General features: G+C 65.4%; 17 protein-coding genes and 2 tRNA genes. 3 read left to right on the top strand and 16 right to left on the bottom strand.

The window, feature by feature from the left end; all coding sequences use genetic code 11:
* Nucleotides 1-55: 55 nt before the first annotated feature.
* Nucleotides 56-2,299, bottom strand: a complete 2,244-nt coding sequence (locus LT948_RS08170; protein WP_003162499.1) for a YgiQ family radical SAM protein — start codon at nt 2,297-2,299, stop codon at nt 56-58.
* A 211-nt stretch (nt 2,300-2,510) separates the two neighbouring features.
* On the opposite strand from LT948_RS08170, the gene LT948_RS08175 reads away from it, so the two are divergent.
* Entirely contained in the window at nt 2,511-4,412 is a 1,902-nt protein-coding gene (locus LT948_RS08175) for a diguanylate cyclase (protein ID WP_009314344.1), read from the top strand.
* Between the two features lies 1 nt (nt 4,413).
* Here LT948_RS08175 and alr read toward each other — a convergent pair whose 3' ends face one another.
* The 8 genes from alr to rnr all read right to left on the bottom strand — a co-directional run bounded on the left by alr (nt 4,414) and on the right by rnr (nt 12,810).
* The gene (alr, locus tag LT948_RS08180) at nt 4,414-5,490 is read right to left on the bottom strand and encodes an alanine racemase (RefSeq protein WP_003141709.1); all 1,077 of its coding nucleotides are present in this window, start codon (nt 5,488-5,490) and stop codon (nt 4,414-4,416) included.
* Nucleotides 5,491-5,558: 68 nt separating this feature from the next.
* On the bottom strand, nt 5,559-6,953 hold the full coding sequence (gene dnaB, locus LT948_RS08185) for a replicative DNA helicase (RefSeq protein ID WP_003095622.1): 1,395 nt from the start codon (nt 6,951-6,953) through the stop codon (nt 5,559-5,561).
* 128 nt (nt 6,954-7,081) lie between these two features.
* On the bottom strand, nt 7,082-7,528 hold the full coding sequence (gene rplI, locus LT948_RS08190) for a 50S ribosomal protein L9 (protein WP_003095627.1): 447 nt from the start codon (nt 7,526-7,528) through the stop codon (nt 7,082-7,084).
* A 21-nt stretch (nt 7,529-7,549) separates the two neighbouring features.
* Complete coding sequence (locus LT948_RS08195; RefSeq protein WP_003095630.1) at nt 7,550-8,419, bottom strand: hypothetical protein; 870 nt, start codon at nt 8,417-8,419, stop codon at nt 7,550-7,552.
* Between the two features lie 36 nt (nt 8,420-8,455).
* Nucleotides 8,456-8,686: a 30S ribosomal protein S18 gene (rpsR, locus tag LT948_RS08200; RefSeq protein WP_003095634.1), complete on the bottom strand. Its 231-nt coding sequence runs from the start codon at nt 8,684-8,686 to the stop codon at nt 8,456-8,458.
* A gap of 29 nt (nt 8,687-8,715) precedes the next feature.
* Nucleotides 8,716-9,135 (bottom strand): 30S ribosomal protein S6, encoded by a 420-nt coding sequence (gene rpsF / locus LT948_RS08205; protein ID WP_003095636.1) that lies wholly within the window; start codon nt 9,133-9,135, stop codon nt 8,716-8,718.
* A 214-nt stretch (nt 9,136-9,349) separates the two neighbouring features.
* Complete coding sequence (rlmB, locus tag LT948_RS08210) at nt 9,350-10,096, bottom strand: 23S rRNA (guanosine(2251)-2'-O)-methyltransferase RlmB (RefSeq protein ID WP_003095638.1); 747 nt, start codon at nt 10,094-10,096, stop codon at nt 9,350-9,352.
* The gene (gene rnr / locus LT948_RS08215) at nt 10,093-12,810 is read right to left on the bottom strand and encodes a ribonuclease R (protein WP_073657332.1); all 2,718 of its coding nucleotides are present in this window, start codon (nt 12,808-12,810) and stop codon (nt 10,093-10,095) included. The genes rlmB and rnr overlap by 4 nt, the downstream gene beginning before the upstream one ends.
* Before the next feature lie 204 nt (nt 12,811-13,014).
* Here rnr and LT948_RS08220 point away from each other — a divergent pair.
* Together LT948_RS08220 and LT948_RS08225 are read left to right on the top strand one after the other, a co-directional pair.
* Nucleotides 13,015-13,101 (top strand) — tRNA-Leu (locus tag LT948_RS08220).
* Between the two features lie 129 nt (nt 13,102-13,230).
* Nucleotides 13,231-13,317, top strand: a tRNA-Leu gene (locus tag LT948_RS08225).
* A 156-nt stretch (nt 13,318-13,473) separates the two neighbouring features.
* Here LT948_RS08225 and LT948_RS08230 read toward each other — a convergent pair.
* The 7 genes from LT948_RS08230 to hfq form a co-directional block, all read right to left on the bottom strand.
* Complete coding sequence (locus tag LT948_RS08230) at nt 13,474-14,766, bottom strand: adenylosuccinate synthase (protein ID WP_003095642.1); 1,293 nt, start codon at nt 14,764-14,766, stop codon at nt 13,474-13,476.
* A gap of 51 nt (nt 14,767-14,817) precedes the next feature.
* A complete protein-coding gene (locus tag LT948_RS08235) occupies nt 14,818-16,002 on the bottom strand; it encodes an ATP phosphoribosyltransferase regulatory subunit (RefSeq protein WP_003095644.1) in 1,185 nt (394 codons plus the stop codon).
* 34 nt (nt 16,003-16,036) lie between these two features.
* Complete coding sequence (locus LT948_RS08240) at nt 16,037-16,222, bottom strand: DUF2065 domain-containing protein (protein ID WP_014603355.1); 186 nt, start codon at nt 16,220-16,222, stop codon at nt 16,037-16,039.
* Nucleotides 16,223-16,317: 95 nt separating this feature from the next.
* Nucleotides 16,318-17,187, bottom strand: coding sequence for a protease modulator HflC (hflC, locus tag LT948_RS08245; protein ID WP_003106429.1), 870 nt, complete (start codon nt 17,185-17,187; stop codon nt 16,318-16,320).
* Entirely contained in the window at nt 17,187-18,389 is a 1,203-nt protein-coding gene (gene hflK / locus LT948_RS08250) for an FtsH protease activity modulator HflK (protein ID WP_003106427.1), read from the bottom strand. Before hflK ends, hflC begins: the two co-directional genes overlap by 1 nt.
* A 94-nt stretch (nt 18,390-18,483) precedes the next feature.
* The gene (gene hflX, locus LT948_RS08255) at nt 18,484-19,785 is read right to left on the bottom strand and encodes a ribosome rescue GTPase HflX (protein ID WP_003095652.1); all 1,302 of its coding nucleotides are present in this window, start codon (nt 19,783-19,785) and stop codon (nt 18,484-18,486) included.
* 12 nt (nt 19,786-19,797) lie between these two features.
* Nucleotides 19,798-20,046: an RNA chaperone Hfq gene (gene hfq, locus LT948_RS08260; protein ID WP_003095657.1), complete on the bottom strand. Its 249-nt coding sequence runs from the start codon at nt 20,044-20,046 to the stop codon at nt 19,798-19,800.
* Nucleotides 20,047-20,106 lie beyond the last annotated feature (60 nt).

Below are 20,106 nucleotides of genomic sequence, written 5' to 3' on the forward strand. Positions count from 1 at the left end.
CGCTGGCAGGGTTGCAGCCACGCACCCTTTGCGGGCGGCAGGGCCGCCCCGGCGATCAGCGCGGGATGTTCGGCTGGCGCGACTTCTTCTTGCCCTTGGCGAAGGCCGTCGCCTTGTTCTGCTGGCCCTTGCTCCACGGCTTGCCGCCGTCGCTGGCGCGTGGCGGCAGGCCGGTATGCTGGGTCAGCAGCTTGCCGGCCTTCTTGCTGCCGGCCGGCGTCGAGTTCTTCCGCCGGGCGCTCTGGTATTCGCCGGTATCCGGCTGGTAGGTCGGGACCAGGTGGTGCTTGCCATTGCCGATCAGGTCGGCGCGCCCCATCCGCTCCAGCGCCTCGCGCAGCAGCGGCCAGCCTTTCGGGTCGTGGTAGCGCAGGAAGGCCTTGTGCAGGCGCCGCTGCTGGTCGCTCTTGACGATGGTCACGCCATCGCTCTTGTAGGTGACCTTGCGCAGCGGGTTCTTGCCCGAGTGATACATCGCGGTGGCGGTGGCCATCGGCGAGGGATAGAACGCCTGGACCTGGTCGGCGCGGAAGCCGTTGCGCTTGAGCCACAGGGCCAGGTTCATCATGTCTTCGTCGGTGGTCCCGGGGTGGGCGGCGATGAAGTACGGGATCAGGTACTGCTCCTTGCCGGCTTCCTTCGAGAACTTCTCGAACATCTGCTTGAAGCGGTCGTAGGTGCCGATCCCCGGTTTCATCATCTTGTCCAGCGGACCGCGCTCGGTGTGCTCCGGGGCGATCTTCAGGTAGCCGCCGACGTGGTGGGTCACCAGTTCCTTGACGTACTCGGGCGACTCGACGGCGAGGTCGTAGCGCAGGCCGGAGGCGATCAGGATCTTCTTCACCCCCGGCAGCGCCCGGGCCTTGCGGTACAGCTCGATCAGCGAGCTGTGGTCGGTATCGAGGTTCTCGCAGATGCCGGGGAACACGCAGGACGGCTTGCGGCAGTGCCGCTCGATGTCCGGGCTCTTGCAGGCGATGCGGTACATGTTCGCCGTCGGTCCGCCAAGGTCGGAGACCACGCCGGTGAAGCCGGGCACCTTGTCGCGCATCTCCTCGATCTCGCGGATGATCGAGTCGTGCGAGCGGTTCTGGATGATCCGTCCCTCATGTTCGGTGATCGAGCAGAAGGTGCAGCCGCCGAAGCAGCCACGCATGATGTTCACCGAGAAGCGGATCATCTCGTAGGCGGGAATCTTCGCCTTGCCGTAGGCCGGGTGCGGTACGCGGGCATAGGGCATGCCGAACACGTAGTCCATTTCCTCGGTGCTCATCGGAATGGGCGGCGGGTTGAACCAGACATCCACTTCGCCGTGCTTCTGCACCAGGGCACGGGCGTTGCCCGGGTTGGTCTCCAGGTGCAGCACGCGGTTGGCGTGGGCATAGAGCACCGGGTCGTTGCGCACCTTCTCGAAAGACGGCAGGCGGATCACGGTCTTCTCCCGGGTCAACCTGGGGTTCGCCAGCAACTGCACGACCTTGGCTTCCTGCGGGTCCTCCTGCGCGCCCTTTTCCTGCTCGATGGCGCAGGCGGCGGTGTCCTGGGTGTTCACGTAGGGATTGATGATCTTGTCGATCTTGCCCGGCCGGTCGATCCGCGTGGAATCGATCTCGAACCAGCCCTCCGGGGTGTCGCGACGGACGAAGGCGGTGCCGCGCACGTCGGTGATCGCGCTCAGCGGTTCGCCCTGGGCCAGGCGCTGGGCGATTTCCACCACCGCACGCTCGGCGTTGCCGTAGAGCAGGATGTCGGCCGTGGCGTCCATCAGGATCGAGCGGCGGACCTTGTCCTGCCAGTAGTCGTAATGGGCGATACGGCGCAACGAGGCCTCGATCCCGCCGAGGATCACCGGCACATGGCTGTAGGCCTCCTTGCAGCGCTGGCTGTAGACCAGGCTGGCACGGTCCGGGCGCTTGCCGGCCAGGCCGCCGGGGGTGTAGGCGTCGTCGGAACGGACCTTCTTGTCCGCGGTGTAGCGGTTGATCATCGAGTCCATGTTGCCGGCCGCCACGCCGAAGAACAGGTTCGGCTCGCCGAGCTTCATGAAGTCGTCCTTCGACTGCCAGTCCGGCTGGGCGATGATGCCGACGCGGAACCCCTGGGCCTCCAGCAGGCGGCCGATGATGGCCATGCCGAAGGACGGGTGGTCGACGTAGGCATCGCCGGTGACGATGATGATGTCGCAGGAGTCCCAGCCGAGCTGATCCATCTCTTCCCTACTCATAGGCAGGAAGGGCGCCGGACCGAAACACTCGGCCCAGTACTTGGGATAGTCGAACAGCGGCTTGGCGGCTTGCATCACGGGCACCAGGGGGTATCTCTAGGAATAGGGGGTCGCGAAAACGCGGGCGCGGAATATAGCACAAAAAATGAGCAATTCCGACGTTTTCACTGGGCATTGCCTGCCGTCGGCCGGCCTCAAAAAATGCCATCATTTCGCCACCTTGTTTCTATACTCCATTCATCGTCATCTCACCCGGCCTCTAAGGCAGGCCCCCGGGAGAGTCATCGTGCGCCATCCTCTTGCCCTGCTCGCGGTCATCTTCTTGCTACTGGCCAGCGCCGTTTCGCGCGCCGCGCCGGAGTTTCCAGCGCCCCCGGCCAGCGGCGCCTGGTTGAACGGCTCGCTGGACCTGCTCGAAGACCCCGATGGCAACCTGGCGGTGGAGGACCTCGAACAAACGGAGCAGGCCGGCCGCTTCGTCGCCGCCGCCGGCCGCACCAGCGTCGGCCTCAGTCGCAGCGTCTGGTGGCTGCGCCTGGACCTGCCGAGACGCGAGGCGGTATCCGGCGGCTGGTGGCTGGAAGTCGCCAGCGCCAGCCTGCACGACCTGCGCCTGTACCTCCCCGACGAGCGCGGCGGGTTCCGCGAACATCGCAGCGGCGAAGCGGTGCCCTTCGCCGAGGGCCGCGACCACGCCTATCGTCATCCGCTGTTCCAGCTCCCTCCCGGCGATGGGCCGTTGCGCGTCTACCTGCGCAGCTACGATCCCGGCGGCAACGCCTTTCCGCTGAGGCTCTGGAGCCACGACGAACTGCTGGAATACCGCAGCCAGGGCAACCTGCTGTTCGGCATGGCCTACGGGCTGATCCTCGCCCTGCTGCTGTACAACCTGTTCCTCTTCACCAGCCTGCGCGATCGCGCCTATTTCTGGTACGTGCTGACCGCTGCCAGCGCGCTGGTGCTGACCCTGAGCATCAGCGGCCATGGTTTCGAGTATTTCTGGCCCGAGCGGGCGGTGCCCTGGTGGCTTGACCGCCTGGCGCTGCTGGCGATCTGGGGCATCTGCGTGATCCGCTTCAGCCAGAACCTGCTGCAAAGCCGGCAGCACGCACGCTGGGCCCACCACCTGCTGAACGCCTGTTGCCTGCTGTTCCTTGCCTGCCTGGCGTTCAACGCCGCCGGCTGGCGCTGGCAGGCGGCCGGCGTGCTGGCGCTGACCCTGCTGGCCAACCTGCCGATCGCCATCGGCCTGGCAGTGCAGCGCTGGCGCCAGGGTTCGGCCACGGCGCGCCTGTACCTGGTCGGCTTCGGCCTGGTGCTCGGCAGCGTCAGCCTTGGCGTGATGCGCGCCACCGCGCTGGTCCAGCCGACCTCGGCCAACGCCATGGTCTTCCCGCTGGCGCTGACCCTGGAGGCCCTGCTGTTTTCCCTGGCGCTCGCCTCGCGCATCCAGGACCTGAAGCAGGAAAGGGCCCTGGCCCTGGACCAGGCCGACCAGGAAAAGAATGCGCGCCTGGCCCTGCTGCACAGCGCCCAGCGCGACCTGGCACGCGCCGTGGAAGTCCGTACCAACGAGCTGAGCGAGGCCAATCGCCAGTTGCAGATGCGCGAAGCGCAACTGCAGTACGCCGCCCATCACGACCCGCTGACCGGGCTTGGCAACCGCAGGCACCTGATGGAGTTCGCCGAAAGTGCCCTGGACGACGCGCGCCGCCACGGCAACAGCATGGCGCTGCTGCTGATCGATCTGGATCACTTCAAGCCGATCAACGACACCCATGGCCACGATGCCGGCGACTTCGTCCTGCAGAACGTGGCCCAGCGGCTGCGCCATTGCGTGCGCACCGAGGATTGCGTGGCGCGCCTCGGCGGCGACGAATTCGCCGTGCTGGTCGGCGGGTCGAATGCCGAGCAGCATGCCCGCGACATCGCCGAACGCCTGCTGCGAGAACTGGCGAAACCGGTGGAGTTCGCCAAGCAGTGGCTGGTGATCACACCGAGCATCGGCGTCGCCCTGTTTCCCGGCGACGCCCTGCAGTTCGGCAAACTCTACAAGGCCGCCGACCAGGCGCTGTACCGGGTCAAGGGCGCCGGGCGCGCCGGCTATGCGATGGCTGCCGACGATGAACGCGAGACCGCGCCGGCGCTCCCCTGGCCGACCGCCCTGGCACCGGAGCGTATCTCCTGAATCAGTGGCTGTAGCGTCGCGGAACCCGAGCCGTGACCTTGCTCAGAAGCTCGTAGCCAAGGGTGCCGCAGGCACGGGCGACCTCGTCCACCGACAACCCAGCGCCCCACAACTCCACCGGGTCGCCAACGCGAGCCTCCGGCAGGTCGGAGAGGTCGACCGCCAGCATGTCCATCGAGACCCGCCCGGCCAGGGTCGCGCGGCGTCCCCCGACCAGTACCGGAGTCCCGGCTGGCGCGGTGCGCGGGTAGCCGTCGGCGTAGCCGCAACTGACCGTGCCGATCCGCGCCGGCCGCTCGGCGATCCAGGTGGCGCCGTAGCCGACGCTCTCGCCCACGGCCACCTCGCGCAGCGAAATCAACTGCGCGCCCAGGCTCATGGCCGGCCTCAGGCCCAGTTCGGCGGCACTCAGGTCGGCCAGCGGGGTCGACCCGTAGAGCATGATCCCCGGCCGTAGCCAATCCATGTGGGCGGCCGGGATGGTCAGCACCGCCGCCGAGTTGGCCAAGCTGCGCTGGTCGAAATCCAGGTCGAGCAGGCCGAGGAAACTCTCCAACTGCTGCTCGGTGAGCGGATGGTTGCGTTCGTCGGCGCAGGCGAAATGGCTGATTAGGTTCAGTTCGCGCACACCGGGATGGTTGCGCAGGCGCGCATGCCAGGCGCGCAGCGCGACGGGATCGAAGCCCAGGCGGTGCATGCCGGAGTCGAGCTTGAGCCAGACGTTGAGTGGAATATCCAGGCCGGCGGCGAGGAACGCCTCGCCCTGTTCCGCGCCCTGGATCACCAGGTCCAGGCGCAATTGCCCGGCGAGGGCGTATTCGCTCGCCTCGAAGCAGCCTTCCAGCAACAGGATGCGCGCGCTGGCGTGCAAGGCGCGGACTTCCGCGGCCTCCTCCAGGCAGGCTACGGCGAAGCCATCGGCATCGTCGTGCAACGCGGTAACCACTTCGCGCGCACCGTGGCCATAGGCGTTCGCCTTGACCACCGCGAACGCCTGGCGCTGCGGCGCGCAGCGCTTGGCCAGGGCATAGTTGTGGCGAATGGCGGAAAGGTCGACGGTGGCAACGAGGGGACGCATGGCATCGGGTCCTGCAACTGAAACGGGTGCCTATGGTAAGGCGCCCGCCGGGCAAGACCCAAGCCGAGTCATTCGTCCTCGAAGTTGTACATGCCGGCGGCAAGGTTCTCGAAGCGCGTGTATTTGCCGATGAAGGCCAGGCGCACCGTGCCGATCGGACCGTTACGCTGCTTGCCGATGATGATTTCGGCGACGCCCTTGAACTCGGTCTCCGGGTGGTACACCTCGTCGCGGTAGACGAACATGATCACGTCGGCGTCCTGCTCGATCGCCCCGGATTCGCGCAAGTCGGAGTTCACCGGGCGCTTGTTGGGTCGCTGCTCCAGGGAGCGGTTGAGCTGCGACAGGGCGATCACCGGGCAGTTGAATTCCTTCGCCAGGGCCTTCAGCGAGCGGGATATCTCGGAAATCTCGTTGGTCCGGTTGTCGCCGCTGGAGCCGGGTATCTGCATCAGCTGCAGGTAGTCGATCATGATCAGCGCCAGGTCGCCGTGCTCGCGCACCAGGCGACGGGTCCGCGCACGCATTTCCGAGGGGCTGATGCCGGCGGTGTCGTCGATGAACAGCTTCTTGTCGTTGAGCAGGTTGATCGCCGAGGTCAGGCGCGGCCAATCCTCGTCGTCGAGCTTGCCGGAACGGACCTTGGTCTGATCGATGCGACCGAGCGACGAGAGCATACGCATCACGATCGAGTCGGAGGGCATCTCCAGGGAGTACACCAACACGGCCTTGTCGGTGCGCATCACCGCATTCTCGACCAGGTTCATGGCGAAGGTGGTCTTACCCATCGACGGACGCCCGGCGACGATGATCAGGTCGGCCGGCTGCAGGCCGCTGGTCTTCTCGTCGAGGTCGGTGAAACCGGTGGACACCCCGGTCAGCGCCTCGCTGGTGTTGAACAGGTAGTCGATGCGGTCGATGGTCTTGACCAGGATATCGCTGATCCCCACCGGCCCGCCGGTCTTCGGTCGCGCTTCGGCGATCTCGAAGATCTTCCGCTCGGCCTCGTCGAGGATCTCGTTGGCGCCGCGCCCTTCCGGGTGGAAGGCGCTGTCGGCGATCTCGTTGCTGATGCCGATCAGTTGGCGCAGGGTGGCGCGCTCGCGGATGATCTGCGCGTAGGCCTTGATGTTGGCGACCGACGGAATGTTCTTCGCCAGTTCGCCGAGATAGGCCAGGCCGCCGACCTGGGCCAGTTGTCCTTCCTTCTCCAACTGCTCGGAGAGGGTCACCACGTCGATCGGCTGGTTGGCCTCGGCCAGCTTGTAGATGGCGCGGAAGATCAGGCGATGGTCATGGCGGTAGAAATCGCCGTCGGACACCGAGTCCGACACCCGCTCCCAGGCGTTGTTGTCCAGCATCAGGCCACCCAGCACGGCCTGCTCGGCCTCGATCGAGTGCGGCGGCACCTTCAGGGCTGTGGTTTCCAGGTCGTATTGCTCGGGGCTGGTGATCTCGTTCATAGACTCGACGCAAGAAAAAGGAACAGCGGAAAAAACAACGGGCACGGTGCCGTTGCCGGTACCGTGCCCGATGTTAGCGGACTGCCGCGGACACGCATATGCCCGCCCAGCCCTACCGATCGGATCGCTTACTCAGCGACGATGATCAGCTTCAGAGTGGTTTCCACGTCGGTGTGCAGGTGCACGGCGACGTCGAACTCACCGGTGTTGCGCAGCGCGCCGTTGGGCAGGCGAACTTCGGCTTTTTCCAGCGGGTAACCGGCAGCGGAAACGGCTTCGGCGATGTCGCGGGTGCCGATCGAACCGAACAGCTTGCCTTCGTCGCCAGCGTGGGCGCCGAGGGTTACCACCAGCTCGGAGAGCTGGGCAGCACGGGCTTCGGCAGCGGCCTTCTTCTCGGCGGCAGCCTTTTCCAGCTCGGCGCGGCGGGCTTCGAACGCAGCGACGTTCTCGGCGGTGGCGACGGTGGCCTTGCCCTGCGGCAGCAGGAAGTTACGGGCGTAACCGCCCTTGATGTTCACCTTGTCGCCCAGGTTGCCCAGGTTGGCGACTTTTTCCAGCAGGATGACTTCCATTTGAGTCTTACCTCTTAACTTTTAACCTTCACCGTTCGTGGAACCCTGGCGCCGGGCCAGGCGTCCACGAAAATCAAACAGACTGTCGACAACCGCTAAAAGACAGATCAGGTTCCCCAGCAGCAATACAGCCAGGTACAGGCCCACCAGCCAACCACCCGCGAGGCGCTTCAGGGCGATCAGGCCATGCCCGAGCGCCACGCCGGCGATGATCAGCGGCACGCTGCACAACGGGCCGAGCACCGCGGCCTGCACTTCCAGCGCCGGGACCACGACGGCCCCCAGCAGCAGGATCACGGCAACCGCCGGCGCCAGCCGCAAACTCCGGAATTCGCGGCCGAAGCCGCCCGGGTTGTACAGCGAAGCCTGCCAGTACCGCGCGAGCATCAGGCAGAGCAGGCAGGTCACCTGCAGCGAGGAAGCCATGACCCCGGTCAGGGTCGGCACCAGCGCCACCTGCAACTTGTCCAGCTCTTCGCCCGACAGCTGGGACTCCCCGCGAAGCTGGGTCAGGACCTTGGTGACTTCCGTCGCCAGGGCGCCGATCAGCTCGCTGGAGGTATGCCCCAGCACCAGCGCGAATACCACGCCAACTGCAACACTGCCCAGCAGCACATGGCTCCAGGACGTGCTGGCGCGCAGGATCTGCGCCAGCGTCAGGGTACCGAGCAGGACCAGAAGGATGCTCGGATCGCCCAGGTACCACCAGAACATCGCCGGTAGCACCGCCCAGGCCAGGACGCCGAAGGCGTCGCCGAATCCGCGCCGCAGCAGCACCAGGCTACCGGCGGCGGCACTCAGCCAGAACAACAGTGGAACAACCGCGGAGCCTGCCACGGCGAGCGTGGCCTGCATGCGGCCGCGCATGGTGAACTCAGCCAGTGCGCGCATGCGATCTATCCCTTACCAGCGTTCGACTGCCCGATCTCAACGGCCGTGGCTGTCGGTGTAAGGAAGCAGGGCCAGGTAGCGGGCGCGCTTGATAGCGGTCGCCAGCTGACGCTGGTACTTGGCCTTGGTGCCGGTGATACGGCTCGGAACGATCTTGCCGGTTTCGGAAACGTAGGCCTTCAGGGTGTTGAGATCCTTGTAATCGATCTCTTTCACGCCTTCGGCGGTGAAGCGGCAGAACTTACGACGACGGAAGAAACGTGCCATGTGATTGGCTCCTCAATACTGGTCCGGAATTACTCGTCAGCGTTATCGCTATCGCTGTTGTCGTCGCCATCGGCGCCTTCAGCGTTATCGTTCGGACGCTCACGACGCTCGCGACGCTCGTTGCGGCTTTCTTCAGCCTTGAGCATCTCGGACTGCTCGGTGACAGCTTCGTCGCGACGCATGACCAGGTTACGGATCACGGCATCGTTGTAACGGAAGTTGTCTTCCAGCTCAGCCAGGGCCTTGGCGCTGCACTCGACGTTCATCAGAACGTAGTGGGCCTTGTGCACGTTGTTGATGGCGTAGGCCAGCTGACGACGGCCCCAGTCTTCCAGACGGTGGATCTTGCCGCCGTCTTCTTCGATGGCCTTGGTGTAACGCTCGACCATGCCACCGACTTGTTCGCTCTGGTCCGGGTGAACCAGGAACACGATTTCGTAATGACGCATAAATGCTCCTTACGGGTTGCAGCCTGCCGCAGAACGGTCAGGCAAGGAGTGAATGTTTTCTTGGCTTGCCTGGCGGAGAGGCGAACGAACGCCTGCCCGCGCGGCAAGGGGCGACATTCTAGAGAAGGGCAACCGGCGAAGCAAGGAAGATTGGCGAATATTTGTACAGCGGATGGAATGGCGCGGGGCCGCGCCGCGGCGGCCCCGCACGCGCTCACTCCAGCGGGGTGCGCTGACGGAGGATCTCGAACAGGCAGACGCCGGTGGCGACCGAGACGTTCAGGCTGCTGACGCTGCCGGCCATCGGCAACCTGGCGAGGAAGTCGCAGTGCTCGCGGGTCAGCCGGCGCATGCCCTTGCCTTCCGCGCCCATCACCAGCACGGTCGGCCCCTTGAGGTCGAGCTGGTAGAGGGTCTTGTCCGCCTCGCCAGCGGTGCCGACCACCCACAGGCCGCGCTGCTGGAGCTTTTCCAGGGTGCGCGCGAGGTTGGTCACCGCCACCAGCGGGATCACCTCGGCGGCGCCGCAAGCGACCTTGCGCACGGTGGCGTTGAGGGTCGCGGACTTGTCCTTGGGCACGATCACCGCCTGCACCCCCGCCGCATCGGCGGTACGCAGGCAGGCGCCGAGGTTGTGCGGATCGGTGACGCCATCCAGGGCCAGCAGCAGCGGCACGCCCTCGCTCCGCTCGAGCAGTTCCTCGAGCATGTTTTCGCCCCAGACCTGGCTGGGGCTGACTTCCGCGACCACGCCCTGGTGGACGCCTTCCGCCCACTCGTCGAGTTCGCGCCGATCGCGCTGCCCTACCGGAATACGGAACCCGGCGGCCAGCTCGGTGAGCACCTGGACCCGCGGATCATGCCGCCCCTCGGCCAGCCACAACTGCTTGACCCGCTTCGGGTGATGACGCAACAACGCTTCCACGGCATGCACGCCGTAGACCTTTTCCCACTGACTCATGACTTGGCCTTACGTTTGCGCGCCCCGGTGGCGGCCGGAGCGTTGTCGGCCTTCGGCTTGGAAGGCCCCTTGCGATGCTTGGTCGGCTTTCCCGGCTTGGCGGCAGCGGCGGGCTTGCCGCCCTTGGCCTTGCCCTTCGCGCTCTTGCCCGCAGGAACGACCTTGCCCTTCTTCCCGCCCTTGTCCTTGCCGCCGCCGACGCGCGCCTCGGCGAGCAGCGCCTGCTTCACCTCGCGACTCTTGCGCACGTCGGTGTTGCCGAGCATCTCCGCGGCCTGCGCCAGCAGCTCCGGCGCGACCGGCGGCAGCGCCTGCACCTTGCCGGCCTTGCGCCGCGGCACCACCGCGGCGTCGGGACTGGCCAGCGCCGGCTCCAGGTCGACCTCGGGCACGGATGCGCCCTTGCGCCCCTTCGGCGCCTTGCCGGCGTTCGCCGACTTGTCGCCGTTGCGCTTCTTGCGTCCGATCGGCGCGCTCAGCACGTTTCCGGCCAGCTCGAAATCGATCTTCCGCTCGTCCAGGTCGACCCGCGCCACTACCACTTCCGTGGTGTCGCCGAGACGGAAGCTGCGCCCGGTGCGCTCGCCGCTGAGGCGATGGTGCACGGCGTCGAAATGATAGTAATCGCCGGGCAGCGCGGTCACATGGACCAGGCCTTCGACGAAGATGTCGGTCAGCTCGACGAACAGACCGAAACCGGTGACCGCGGTGATTACGCCAGGGAAGGTCTCGCCGACCCGCTCGCGCATGTATTCGCACTTCAGCCAGTTGGTCACGTCGCGGGTGGCCTCGTCGGCACGCCGCTCGGTCATCGAGCACTGCTCGCCCAACTGGTCCAGGCGCAATTCGTCGTACGGATAGATGCGCGCCTTGGGCATGCTCGCCGCGCCGGCCCGCTCCACGTGCGGAGTCTCCGCCTTGGAGCGGATCACACTGCGGATCGCACGATGCACCAGCAGGTCCGGGTAGCGCCGGATCGGCGAGGTGAAGTGGGTGTAGGCGTCGTAGTTGAGGCCGAAGTGGCCATTGTTGTCCGGGCTGTACACCGCCTGGCTGAGCGAACGCAGCATGACCGTCTGGATCAGGCGGAAGTCGGCGCGGTCGTGGATCTTCTCCAGCAACTCCTGGTAGTCGCCCGGGGTCGGCGCGGCCTTGCCGCGGCCGAGGCTCAACCCCAGCTCGCCGAGGAACTGGCGCAGGTTGTTGAGCTTCTCCTGCGGCGGGCCGTCATGCACCCGGTACAACGCCGGGATGGCGTGCTTCTGCAGGAAGCGTGCGGTCGCCACGTTGGCGCAGAGCATGCACTCTTCGATCAGGCGGTGCGCATCGTTGCGCTGGGTCGGGCGGATTTCCGAGATCTTCCGGTCGGCGCCGAAGACGATGCGGGTTTCCTGGGTCTCGAAATCGATCGCGCCGCGGACATGGCGGCCGGCCAGCAGCGCTTTATACAGCGCATACAGCTGCTGCAGGTGCGGCACCACGCCGGGCAACTGCTGGCGCAGGTTCTCGGCCTCGACGCTGTCGGGATGCTCGAGCAACTGGCTGACCTTGGTGTAGGTCAGGCGCGCATGGGAGTGGATCACCGCTTCGTAGAACTGATAGCCGGTCAGCTTGCCGGCCTTGGACAGGGTCATCTCGCAGACCATGGCCAGCCGGTCGACCAGCGGATTCAGCGAGCAGAGACCATTGGACAGCACCTCCGGCAGCATCGGGATCACCCGCTCGGGGAAATACACCGAGTTGCCGCGCCTGGCCGCCTCTTCGTCCAGCGCCGAACCGACCTTCACGTAGTGCGAGACATCGGCGATTGCCACGAACAGGCGCCAGCCGCCGCCGCGCTTGGCCTCGGCGTACACCGCGTCGTCGAAGTCGCGGGCATCCTCGCCGTCGATGGTGACGAAGGGCACCTGGCGCAGGTCGACACGCTTTTCCTTATCCTTCTCCGCCACTTCCGGCTTGAGCTTGGCCGCTTCCTTCTCCACCGCGGCCGGCCAGACGTGGGGGATATCGTAGCTGCGCAGGGCGACTTCGATCTCCATCCCCGGCGCCATGTAGTCGCCGAGCACCTCGACGATCTCGCCCTGGGCCTGGCGGTGGATGCTCGGCCATTGCTCGATGCGCACCTGGACGAACTGGTTGTGCCTGGCCTTGCCGGCCTTGCCCGGCGGGATCAGGACTTCCTGCTGGATCTTCGGGTTGTCCGCGACCACCACGCCGATGCCGCTTTCCTCGAAGTAGCGGCCGACCACGATCTCGTGGGCCCGCTCGATCACCTCGACCAGCTGGCCTTCGCGGCGTCCGCGCCGGTCATGGCCGGACACCCGGGCCAGGGCGCGGTCGCCGTCGAACACCAGGCGCATCTGGGTGGGGCTGAGGAACAGGTCGTCGCTGCCATCGTCGGGGATCAGGAAGCCGAAGCCATCGCGGTGCCCGCTGATGCGGCCGCGGATCAGGTCCAGCTTGTCCACCGGCGCGTAGGCGCCACGACGCGTATAGATAAGCTGCCCGTCGCGCTCCATGGCGCGCAGGCGACGACGCAAGGCCTCTTCCGGCTCCTCGCCGGCGAGCCCGAACTCGTCGAGCAACTGGGAGCGAGTCGCCGGAGCGCCTCGCTCGGATAGGTGAGCCAGGATCAGTTCCCGGCTGGGGATGGGGTTTTCGTACTTTTCCGCTTCGCGAGCGGCCTCGGGATCGAGGTTTTGCCAATCGGCCATTAGAGGTAGGTCACCTTTTCTTCTTTAGCGTTTGCTGCCATTGCTCTATTGAAGCGCGAAAACGCTTCGTCGGTCAGCTTCGGCAGCAGAATAATTTTTATCGCATCAGGGGTTTACAAGCAGAATACGTACTCGTATAGTTCGCGCCCACAACGTTGCTGAGACGTTGTAACACGGAAACGATGAGCGATCATCGACTCCAGTGCCCAGGTGGCGGAATTGGTAGACGCACTAGGTTCAGGTCCTAGCGGTGGCAACACCGTGGAAGTTCGAGTCTTCTCCTGGGCACCATATTTCAGACAAAGCCGGACATTAGACCGTTTTTGTTTCAGCAGTTCAGCCACTACCAGGCATTGAAACTGCGACAAGGTTTGCAACACCCAAGTCGATGAGCGATCATCGCACAATGCTGAAAAGCATGCCCAGGTGGCGGAATTGGTAGACGCACTAGGTTCAGGTCCTAGCGGTGGCAACACCGTGGAAGTTCGAGTCTTCTCCTGGGCACCATCTTCAAGACAAACAGCCGAGCATCGCTCGGCTTTTTGTTGTCCGCGATTTTTCCCTTCGAGCCACGCCACCTCCCCCCGCTCGCCGCGGCGCCGACCCCGGAAATGAAAACGGGCCGCATGCGCAGCCCGTTCCGTCATCGCCCCGCTATCCGCCTCAGGCGAATGGATGGCGCAGGATGATGGTTTCGTTGCGATCCGGACCGGTGGAGATGATATCGATCGGCGCACCCACCAGTTCTTCCACGCGCTTGATGTAGGCGCGGGCGTTGGCCGGCAACTCTTCCAGGGTCTTCGCACCCACGGTCGACTCGCTCCAGCCGGGCATTTCCTCGTAGACCGGCTGCAGGCCGATGTAGCTGTCGGCATCGGTCGGCGCTTCCAGCACATCGCCATCGGCATTCTTGTAGCCGACGCACAGGCGCACCACGTCCAGACCATCGAGCACGTCGAGCTTGGTCAGGCACAGGCCGGAGATGCTGTTGATCTCGATGGCGCGGCGCAGGATCACGGCATCGAACCAGCCGCAGCGACGAGCGCGACCGGTGGTGGCGCCGAACTCGTGGCCGCGCTTGGCCAGGTAGGCGCCGACGTCGTCGAACAGCTCGGTCGGGAACGGACCGGAGCCGACGCGAGTGGTATAGGCCTTGGTGATACCCAGTACGTAGTCCAGGTACAGCGGGCCGAAGCCGGAACCGGTGGCGGTACCGCCAGCGGTGGTGTTGGAACTGGTCACGTAGGGATAGGTGCCATGGTCGATGTCCAGCAGCGATCCCTGGGCGCCTTCGAACATGATGTCCTTGCCGTGCTTGCGCAGGTCGTGCAGGGTCGCAGCGACATCGGCCATCATCGGCTTGAGCAGCTCGGCATACTCCATCGCCTCGTCCAGGGTCTTCTGGAAGTCGATGGCCGGCTCCTTGTAGTAGTGCTGCAGGACGAAGTTATGGTAGTCCAGCAGCTCGCCCAGCTTGGCGGCGAAGCGCTCGCGGTGGAACAGGTCGCCGACGCGCAGGCCGCGACGCGCCACCTTGTCCTCGTATGCCGGGCCGATGCCACGACCGGTGGTGCCGATCTTGGCTTCGCCGCGGGCCTTCTCGCGCGCCTGGTCGAGGGCGACGTGATAGGACAGGATCAGCGGACAGGAAGGACTGATGCGCAGGCGCTCGCGCACCGGCACGCCCTTCTCTTCCAGCTTGGTGATTTCGCGCAGCAGCGCATCCGGCGCCAGCACCACGCCATTGCCGATCAGGCACTGCACGCCTTCGCGCAGGATGCCCGATGGAATCAGGTGCAGGACGGTTTTCTCGCCATCGATCACCAGGGTGTGGCCAGCGTTGTGACCACCCTGGTAGCGAACTACGGCAGCCGCCTGCTCGGTGAGCAGGTCGACGATCTTGCCCTTGCCCTCATCACCCCATTGGGTGCCCAGGACTACGACATTCTTACCCATAACACTTGTCCCCATCGTGGAAGTTCGATGCCGGCCGCGGCCGGCGGAATCTCAGGACGCCAGCGGCGCCACCTGCCAATTGCCATCGCGCAGCGCCAGCTGCCGGTCGCAGCCCGCCTCGCGCGCAGAAGCCGCATCCTGCCCGGGCAGAGCCTGGACGACACGCTGCCCGTCGCGGCGCAGTCGTTGCACCGCCTGCCAGAGCCCGGCCCCTTCGGCCGGCGCCCAGATACCCGATACGGCCTGGTCCAACCGGGCCTGGCCGAGAGTGACCAGGCTTTTCAGATCGGTGGAGAAACCGGTGGCCGGGCGGGCGCGCCCGAAATCGGCACCGATATCATCATAGCGACCGCCCTGGGCGATGGACTGGCCAACGCCGGGCACGAAGGCCGCAAACACCACGCCGGTGTGATAGTGATAGCCACGCAGCTCGCCGAGGTCGAAATACAGCGGCAAGCCGGGGAAACGTCCAGCCAGCGAATCGGCGATCTCGATCAGCTCGTTCAGCGCCACCTGGACATCGGCCGGCGCCGCCGCCAGACGGGCACGGCCCTGCTCCAGCGCATCGCGGCCGCCGCATAGCTCGGCCAGCGCACGCAACATGCCGCGCAGCTCGGCAGGCAGGTCTGCAGTCAGCGCCTCGACCTCGTCCACTGCCTTGCGCTGCAAGGCATCGAACAACTGCTGCTCGACTTCGCCGGACAGCCCTGCCGCGCGCGCGAGGCCGCGGTAGATACCGACATGGCCGAGATCCATGTGCACGTCCGGCACTTCCGCCATCTCGAGCATTTCCAGCATCAGGCTGATCACCTCGACATCGCTGGCAGGGCTCGGATCGCCGTACAGCTCGGCGCCCAGCTGGATCGGACTACGCGAAGTGGACAGCGCGCGCGGCTGCGCATGCAGCACGCTGCCGGCATAGCACAGGCGGCTCGGTCCCTCGCGGCGCAGGCTGTGCGCATCCATCCTCGCCACTTGCGGCGTAATGTCGGCACGGAAACCCATGAGCCGGCCGGACGCCGGGTCGGTCACCTTGAAGGTGCGCAGGTCAAGATCCTGTCCCGCGCCGGTGAGCAGCGACTCCAGGTATTCGATATGCGGGGTCACGACGAACTCGTAACCCCAGCGGTGGAACAGATCCAGCACCTGACGGCGGGCTGCTTCGATGCGCGCCGCCTCCGGGGGCAGCACCTCTTCGATCCCATCTGGCAGCAGCCAGCGGTCTACCGTTGCCATTTCGCCTCTCCCCTTTCAGCCGGGCGGCACATCATCAGTGAATCCAGTAAAGAAGCAGGGTGCCGAGCAGCATGCTGCCCAGCCCCACGAGACGCAGGTGACGGTCGCTCAGCCGGCCGACGCCGGTGACCGCCTCGCGCCATTGTCGCGGACACAGGAACGGCAGGATGCCTTCCAGCACCAGCACGAGACAAAAAGCGATGCCGAATTCCTGCCACATGATTCTCGCGGACGCAAAAAAGCCGGGATTTCCCGGCTGGCTCATCATAACACGATTTCTCCGGCGGGCGCTGCCGCCCGCCGGAGAACCGAGTATTACTTGTTGGCCTTGTTCAGATAGCGGAAGAACTCGCTGCTCGGATCGAGCACCAGTACGTCGCGCTTCTCGGCGAAGCTTTCGCGATACGCCTTCAGGCTACGGTAGAAGGAATAGAACTCCGGATCCTGGTTGTAGGCCTTGGCATAGATCGCGGCAGCCTTGGAGTCGCCGTCACCGCGGGTCTCTTCCGACTCGCGGTAGGCTTCGGCAACGATTACCCGGCGCTGGCGATCGGCGTCGGCACGAATGCCTTCGGCCAGTTCGCGACCCTTGGCGCGGTGCTCGCGGGCCTCGCGCTCACGCTCGGTGCTCATCCGCTCGAAGACGCTGCGATTGACTTCCTTCGGCAGGTCGATGGCCTTGACCCGCACGTCGATCACCTCGATACCCAGCTCCTTCTGCGCCATGCGGTTCAGCGAAGCGGTGATGTCGCCCATCAGCGCGTCGCGCTCGCCCGATACCACTTCATGCAGGGTACGCTTGCCGAACTGGTCGCGCAGACCCGCTTCGAGACGCCGCGACAGGCGTTCGTCGGCGATCTGCTTGAGGCCCGAGGTGGCGGTGTAGAAGCGCTCGGCATCCGCCACCCGCCACTTGGCATAGGCATCCACCATCACCGCTTTCTTTTCCAGGGTCAGGAAGCGCTGGGTCGGGGCATCCAGGGTCAGCAGGCGAGCGTCGAACTTGCGCACCTGGTTGACGTACGGGATCTTGAAGTGCAGGCCCGGCTTGACGTCGGACTCGACCACCCGGCCGAAGCGCAACATGACCGCGCGCTCGGTCTGCTGGACTACGTAGACGCTGTTCCACAGGACGATGGCGGCGACGACACCGACGATCAGAGCGATCAAAGACTTGTTGCCCATCAGCGGCTCTCCCTCGTACGCGCGTCTTGCTGGCGCAGATCGTTGACGATCCGCGACCCCAGGTCGGAAGCGCTGGCGCTGCCACCACCGGCGGAAGCACCGGCACCCGTAGCAGGCGCGGCGTTACGACCATCGATCATCTTGTCCAGCGGCAGGTAGAGCAGGTTGTTCTGCCCCTGCTGACCGGTCACCAGCACCTTGCTGGTCTGGCTGAAGACTTCCTGCATGGTGTCCAGGTACAGACGCTCGCGCGTCACTTCCGGAGCCTTGCGATATTCCACCAGCAGCTTGGAGAAGCGATCCGCCTCACCCTGGGCGCGCGAAATCACCTCGTCGCGGTAACCGTTGGCTTCTTCGATGATGCGCTGAGCCTGGCCACGCGCCTCCGGCACCACGCCGTTGGCATAGGCTTCGGCCTGGTTCTTCTCGCGCTGCTCGTCCTCGCGGGCCCGGATCACGTCGTCGAACGCTTCCTGCACCTCACGCGGGGCCTGGGCGCTCTGGATGTTCACCTGGGTCACGGTGATACCGGTCCTGTAGGTATCCAGGAAGCGTTGCAGGCGCTCGCGCACCTCGGTCGCCATCTGCTCGCGGCCTTCGGTGAGGATCCGGTCCATGGTGGTGGAGCCGGCGACATGCCGCAGCGCGCTCTCGGTCGCCTGCTGCAGGCTGACCTCGGGCTGGTCGACGTTGAGCACGAAGTCCTGCAGGTTGCTGATCTTGTACTGCACGGTCAGCGGCACTTCGACGATGTTCTCGTCCTCGGTGAGCATCTGCCCCTGCTTGCTGTACGCACGCTCGCGGGTGACGTTCTCCTGGAAGCGCTTGTCGATCGGCGGGAAGTAGAAGTTCAGGCCGGGACCGACCGTCTCGTAATACTTGCCGAAGCGCAGGATGACCGCCTGCTCCTGCTCGTCCACCACATAGATGGCGTTGTACAGCCAGAGCACGGCGAGGATCGCCAGGCCGATACCGAACAGGCCCAGGCCACCGCCCTTGCCGCCGGAACCGGAGCCGGAACCGTTGCCACTGCGTTTTTTTCCACCGAACAGCCCGTTCAGGCTGTCCTGAAGCTTGCGGAAAGCCTCATCCAGGTCGGGCGGCCCCTTGCGGTCACCACCGCCGCCACCACCACCGCGGCGGCCTCCCCACGGGTCTCGATCGTTGTTGTTCGAGTTGTCACCCGGCTCGTTCCAAGCCATAGCGCTCTCCATCTAGTAACGCGAAACGCGCCTGCGGCGCGGCCACCCATGCTACCGAATGCCCTGCCCGCTGCCAAAAGCAGCGATACGGGCTTTATTGCAAAGTGTGTTGCGCAACGAACTCCGCCGGCTGCCAGCCAGCGCGGCTCGCCAGGCGGTTCAACTCGGCCCGCGGCAGGCGCACCTGCAGCAGGGTACAACCTTCCTCATCGTGCGCCTCGGACTGCACCGCGCCCAGTTCGAACAACTGGGCGCGCAGGCGCCCGAGCCGCTGGGGCAGGCGCAAGGTCCCGACGAACAGGTCCTCGCCGAGCAGCTCGGCGATGGCCTGGCGCAACAGGTCGAGGCCTTCGCCGGTCTGCGCCGACAGCCAGACGCGCACCGGCTTGCCGGAATCGTCACGCTGGATGTGCGGCTCGACCGAGGGTAGCAGGTCGACCTTGTTATAGACCTCGAGCATCGGCAATTCGTTGGCGCCGATCTCGCCGAGCACCGCCAGCACCTGCTCGACCTGCGCATCCCGTTCGGGCTCGTAGGCGTCGATCACGTGCAGCAGGAGGTCGGCGTTGCTCGACTCTTCCAGCGTAGCGCGGAAGGCCTCCACCAGCTTGTGCGGCAGGTGACGGATGAAGCCCACCGTGTCGGCCAGCACCACCGGCCCGAGATCGTCCAGTTGCAGGCGACGCAGGGTGGGGTCGAGGGTGGCGAACAACTGGTTGGCGGCATACACCTCGGAGGCGGTGAGCGCATTGAACAGGGTCGATTTGCCGGCGTTGGTATAGCCGACCAGGGAGACCGCCGGGATATCCGCGCGCTTGCGCCCGCGTCGAGCCTGCTCGCGCTGGCTGCGGACCTTCTCCAGGCGCTGCTTGATCTGGCGGATGCGCACGCGCAGCAGGCGTCGGTCGGTTTCCAGCTGGGTCTCGCCCGGACCGCGCAGGCCGATACCGCCTTTCTGCCGTTCGAGGTGGGTCCAGCCGCGTACCAGCCGCGTGCTCATGTGCTCCAGTTGCGCCAGTTCCACCTGCAACTTGCCTTCGTGGGTACGTGCGCGCTGGGCGAAGATGTCGAGGATCAGCCCGGTCCGGTCGAGTACGCGGCACTCGAACGCTCGCTCGAGGTTGCGCTCCTGGCTGGGCGTCAAGGTGTGGTTGAAAATCACCAGCTCGACGTTTTCGGCCTTGACCAGGTCGTGCAACTCCTCGACCTTGCCACTGCCGATAAGATATTTGGCGCTCGGCTGGTGGCGGGAGACGCTGACGAATGCCACCGTTTCCGCGCCGGCCGAACGCACCAGCTCCTGGAACTCCTGCGGGTCTTCACGCGCCTCGGGGTTCTGCCCTTCCAGATGCACCAGAACAGCCTGTTCCCCACCACCTGGGCGCTCAAAGAACAAAGCGGACTCCCGTCAAGCGTTGCCCGGCTCGGCCGGCTGGTCACCGCTCGGCAGACGCACCGGACGGCTCGGTACCACGGTGGAGATCGCGTGCTTGTAAACCATCTGGCTGACGGTGTTCTTCAGCAGGATGACAAACTGGTCGAAGGACTCGATCTGGCCTTGCAGCTTGATGCCGTTGACCAGATAGATGGAAACCGGGACGCGTTCTTTCCGCAGGGTATTGAGGTAAGGGTCTTGTAGCGAATGCCCTTTTGACATGTGCCGCACTCCTTTAAGGATCGTAGTTTGAAGTAGTCGAATAGGGTGACTTGGCGCCGT

This window comes from Pseudomonas sp. CP-1 (assembly GCF_021213715.1).
Classification (GTDB): Bacteria; Pseudomonadota; Gammaproteobacteria; order Pseudomonadales; family Pseudomonadaceae; genus Pseudomonas; species Pseudomonas aeruginosa.

Excerpts from the sequence above, each read along its gene's own strand:
- LT948_RS08170 (WP_003162499.1), bottom strand. The coding sequence starts at position 2,299 with ATGCAAGCCGCCAAGCCGCTGTTCGACTATCCCAAGTACTGGGCCGAG.
- alr (WP_003141709.1), bottom strand. The coding sequence starts at position 5,490 with ATGCGTCCCCTCGTTGCCACCGTCGACCTTTCCGCCATTCGCCACAAC.
- dnaB (WP_003095622.1), bottom strand. The coding sequence starts at position 6,953 with ATGAACGAGATCACCAGCCCCGAGCAATACGACCTGGAAACCACAGCC.
- rplI (WP_003095627.1), bottom strand. The coding sequence starts at position 7,528 with ATGGAAGTCATCCTGCTGGAAAAAGTCGCCAACCTGGGCAACCTGGGC.
- LT948_RS08195 (WP_003095630.1), bottom strand. The coding sequence starts at position 8,419 with ATGCGCGCACTGGCTGAGTTCACCATGCGCGGCCGCATGCAGGCCACG.
- rpsR (WP_003095634.1), bottom strand. The coding sequence starts at position 8,686 with ATGGCACGTTTCTTCCGTCGTCGTAAGTTCTGCCGCTTCACCGCCGAA.
- rpsF (WP_003095636.1), bottom strand. The coding sequence starts at position 9,135 with ATGCGTCATTACGAAATCGTGTTCCTGGTTCACCCGGACCAGAGCGAA.
- rlmB (WP_003095638.1), bottom strand. The coding sequence starts at position 10,096 with ATGAGTCAGTGGGAAAAGGTCTACGGCGTGCATGCCGTGGAAGCGTTG.
- rnr (WP_073657332.1), bottom strand. The coding sequence starts at position 12,810 with ATGGCCGATTGGCAAAACCTCGATCCCGAGGCCGCTCGCGAAGCGGAA.
- LT948_RS08230 (WP_003095642.1), bottom strand. The coding sequence starts at position 14,766 with ATGGGTAAGAATGTCGTAGTCCTGGGCACCCAATGGGGTGATGAGGGC.
- LT948_RS08235 (WP_003095644.1), bottom strand. The coding sequence starts at position 16,002 with ATGGCAACGGTAGACCGCTGGCTGCTGCCAGATGGGATCGAAGAGGTG.
- LT948_RS08240 (WP_014603355.1), bottom strand. The coding sequence starts at position 16,222 with ATGTGGCAGGAATTCGGCATCGCTTTTTGTCTCGTGCTGGTGCTGGAA.
- hflC (WP_003106429.1), bottom strand. The coding sequence starts at position 17,187 with ATGGGCAACAAGTCTTTGATCGCTCTGATCGTCGGTGTCGTCGCCGCC.
- hflK (WP_003106427.1), bottom strand. The coding sequence starts at position 18,389 with ATGGCTTGGAACGAGCCGGGTGACAACTCGAACAACAACGATCGAGAC.
- hfq (WP_003095657.1), bottom strand. The coding sequence starts at position 20,046 with ATGTCAAAAGGGCATTCGCTACAAGACCCTTACCTCAATACCCTGCGG.